General features: G+C 67.2%; 3 protein-coding genes. 2 read left to right on the top strand and 1 reads right to left on the bottom strand.

Features of this window, described 5'->3' with window-relative positions; genetic code table 11:
• Window positions 1–193, bottom strand: a 193-nt coding sequence (locus E5198_RS20645) for a hypothetical protein (protein ID WP_136491783.1), incomplete at its 3' end; no start/stop codon positions are given.
• A gap of 249 nt (window positions 194–442) precedes the next feature.
• On the opposite strand from E5198_RS20645, the gene aceE reads away from it, so the two are divergent.
• Both aceE and E5198_RS20635 read left to right on the top strand, forming a co-directional pair.
• Complete coding sequence (gene aceE, locus E5198_RS20640) at window positions 443–3091, top strand: pyruvate dehydrogenase (acetyl-transferring), homodimeric type (RefSeq protein WP_136491782.1); 2649 nt, start codon at window positions 443–445, stop codon at window positions 3089–3091.
• Window positions 3092–3101: 10 nt separating this feature from the next.
• Window positions 3102–3772, top strand: a 671-nt coding sequence (locus E5198_RS20635; protein WP_305956083.1) for a biotin/lipoyl-containing protein, incomplete at its 3' end; no start/stop codon positions are given.

Here is a 3772-nt window from a genome sequence, read left to right as displayed (position 1 = left end):
CGTCGCGCACGGCCTGCTCGGCGACGAAGTCGCTGGCGCCCAGCGCCCGCGCCAGCGCGGCGTGGCGCGCCGCCGGCCAGGCCGCCTGGGCCTGTTGACCTGCATCATCGAGACGGGCGCGCAGGCCCTGCAAGCTGTGCTCGACCAGGGCATTGAGTTCCGCGGGCAGGTCGATCAGGGAGGGGAGGCTCATGGTCTATCCTTAATCGCGCCCCGGCGGCCGTCGGCGGCGCTGTAGTTTTGCTACTGGACGTTTGTCGCGGGGTGCTGCTTTTGCCGTGAATATGTAGTAAAACTACAAGCGCGACCGGGACACCCCCGGTGCGGACAGGCTGCAACAGCCCTGGTCCGACAAACACAAAATTCGCTGCGGCCGCCCACAAGCCCGGCCGCGCTCTATCCGGCAACCGATTCTGGAAGCCTTTCCGCCCTGGAGCAAGCCATGCAAGATCTCGATCCCGTCGAAACCCAGGAATGGCTGGACGCCCTGGAGTCCGTCCTCGATCGTGAAGGTGAAAACCGCGCCCACTACCTGCTGACCCGCATGGGTGAGCTGGCCTCGCGCACCGGCACCCAGCTGCCGTACGCCATCACCACTCCGTATCGCAACACCATTCCGGTCACCCATGAAGCCCGCATGCCGGGCGACCTGTTCATGGAGCGACGCATCCGCTCGCTGATCCGCTGGAACGCCCTGGCGACCGTGATGCGCGCGAACAAGAAGGATCCGGACCTGGGCGGTCACATCTCCACCTTCGCCTCCAGCGCGACCCTGTACGACATCGGCTTCAACTACTTCTTCAAGGCGCCGACCGAAGAGCATGGCGGCGACCTGATCTACTTCCAGGGCCACGCCTCCCCCGGCGTCTACGCCCGCGCCTTCCTCGAAGGCCGCATCAGCGAAGACCAGCTGAACAACTTCCGCCAGGAGGTGGACGGCCAGGGCCTGTCCTCCTACCCGCACCCGTGGCTGATGCCGGACTTCTGGCAGTTCCCCACCGTCTCCATGGGTCTCGGCCCGATCCAGGCGATCTACCAGGCGCGCTTCATGAAGTACCTGGAGCACCGCGGCTTCATCCCCGCCGGCAAGCAGAAGGTCTGGTGCTTCCTCGGCGACGGCGAGACCGACGAGCCGGAATCCCTCGGCGCCATCGCCCTGGCCGGCCGCGAGAAGCTGGACAACCTGATCTTCGTGGTCAACTGCAACCTGCAGCGCCTCGACGGCCCGGTGCGCGGCAACGGCAAGATCATCCAGGAACTGGAAGGCGTGTTCCGCGGCGCCGACTGGAACGTGGTCAAGGTGATCTGGGGCCGCCTGTGGGATCCGCTGTTCGCCAAGGACACCAAGGGCCTGCTGCAGAAGCGCATGGACGAGGTGGTCGACGGCGAGTACCAGAACTACAAGGCCAACGACGGCAAGTTCGTCCGCGAGCACTTCTTCGGCGCCCGTCCGGAGCTGCTGGAGATGGTCAAGGACATGTCCGACGAGGAGATCTGGGCGCTCAACCGTGGCGGCCATGACCCGTTCAAGGTCTACGCGGCCTACCACCAGGCGGTCAACCACACCGGCCAGCCGACCGTGGTGCTGGCCAAGACCATCAAGGGCTACGGCACCGGTGCCGGCCAGGCGCAGAACATCACCCACAACGTCAAGAAGGTCGACATCGAGAGCCTCAAGGCCTTCCGCGACCGCTTCGGCATCCCGATCCCGGACGACAAGCTGGAAGAGCTGCCGTTCTACAAGCCCGAGCCGGACAGCCCGGAGATGAAGTACCTGCTGAAGAGCCGCGAGAAGCTGGGCGGCTTCGTGCCGCAGCGCCGCAGCAGGAGCTTCAGCATCCCGACCCCGCCGCTGGAGACCCTCAAGGCGATCCTCGACGGCACCGGCGAGCGCGAGATCTCCACCACCATGGCCTTCGTGCGCATCCTGTCGCAGCTGGTCAAGGACAAGGATCTCGGTAGCCGCATCGTGCCGATCATCCCCGACGAGGCGCGCACCTTCGGCATGGAAGGCATGTTCCGCCAGCTCGGCATCTACTCCTCGGTCGGCCAGCTGTACCAGCCGGTGGACAAGGACCAGGTGATGTTCTACCGCGAGGACAAGAAGGGCCAGATCCTCGAGGAAGGCATCAACGAGGCCGGCGCCATGTCCAGCTGGATCGCCGCGGCGACCGCCTACAGCAACCACAACCAGCCGATGCTGCCGTTCTACGTGTTCTACTCGATGTTCGGCTTCCAGCGCATCGGCGACCTGGCCTGGGCGGCCGGCGACAGCCGTGCGCGCGGCTTCCTGATCGGCGGCACCGCCGGCCGCACCACGCTCAACGGCGAAGGCCTGCAGCACGAGGACGGCCACAGCCACATCCTGGCCTCGACCATCCCCAACTGCCGCACCTACGACCCGACCTACGCCTACGAGATGGCGGTGATCATCCGCGAAGGCATCCGTCAGATGACCGAAGAACAGCAGAACGTGTTCTTCTACCTGACCGCGATGAACGAGGCCTACGCCCAGCCGGCCATGCCGCAGGGCGTCGAGGACGGCATCATCAAGGGCATGTACCTGCTCGAGGAAGACCAGCGCGACGCCGCCTGCCACGTGCAGCTGATGGGTTCCGGCGCCATCCTGCGCGAGGTGCGCGAGGCGGCGAAGATCCTCCGCGAGGACTACAACATCGGCGCCGACGTGTGGAGCGTCACCAGCTTCAACGAGCTGCGCCGCGAGGGCCTGGCCGTGGAGCGCCGCAACCGCCTGCACCCGGAACAGAAGCCCGAGCTGACCTACGTCGAGCAGTGCCTGTCCGGCCGCCGCGGCCCGGTGGTCGCCTCCACCGACTACATGAAGCTGTTCGCCGACCAGATCCGCCAATGGGTCCCGGTCAAGGAGTACAAGGTGCTCGGCACCGACGGCTTCGGCCGCAGCGACAGCCGCAAGAAGCTGCGCCACTTCTTCGAGGTGGACCGCTACTGGGTGGTGCTGACCGCGCTGGAGGCCCTGGCCGACCGCGGCGAGATCGACCGTACCGTGGTGGCCGAGGCCATCGCCAAGTTCGGCATCGACACCAACAAAGCCAACCCGCTGGACTGCTGAGGAGCGAGCCATGAGTGAACTGATTCGCGTACCCGATATCGGCAGCGGCGAAGGTGAAGTGATCGAGCTGCTGGTCAAGGTCGGCGACCGCATCGAGGCCGACCAGAGCCTGCTGACCCTGGAATCCGACAAGGCCAGCATGGAAGTCCCGGCACCCAAGGCCGGGGTGATCAAGAGCCTGAAGATCAAGCTGGGCGACAAGCTGAAGACCGGCGACGAACTGCTCGAGCTGGAAGCCGAGGCCACTGCGGCCCCGGCACCGGCCGCCGAAGCCCCCGCCGCGGCGCCCGCCCCCGTGGCCGCCGAACCCGCTCCCGTCGCGGCTCCGGCCGCTGCGGCGGCGGAGAGCCTGCAGCCGGTGCACGTGCCGGACATCGGCTCGTCCGGCAAGGCGCGCGTCATCGAGGTGCTGGTCAAGGCCGGCGACGCGGTCGAAGCCGACCAGTCGCTGATCGTGCTGGAGTCGGACAAGGCGAGCATGGAGATTCCCTGCCCGCAGGCCGGCGTGGTCGACAGAGTGGCGATCGCCCTCAACGACGAGGTCGGCACCGGCGCGCTGATCCTCACCCTGCGCGTGGCCGGCGCCGCGCCGGTGGCAGCCCCGGTGGCCGCTGCAGCTCCGGCTGCCGCCCCCGTCGCTGCTGCACCTGCGCCTGCCGCCGCTGCTCCGGCGGCCCCGGC

Origin of the sequence: Pseudomonas sp. A-1, assembly GCF_004801855.1 — a bacterium.
Classification (GTDB): domain Bacteria; phylum Pseudomonadota; class Gammaproteobacteria; order Pseudomonadales; family Pseudomonadaceae; genus Geopseudomonas.
The sequence above is the reverse complement of the archived record's forward strand: the minus strand, read 5'-3'. Positions and strand labels throughout refer to the sequence as shown.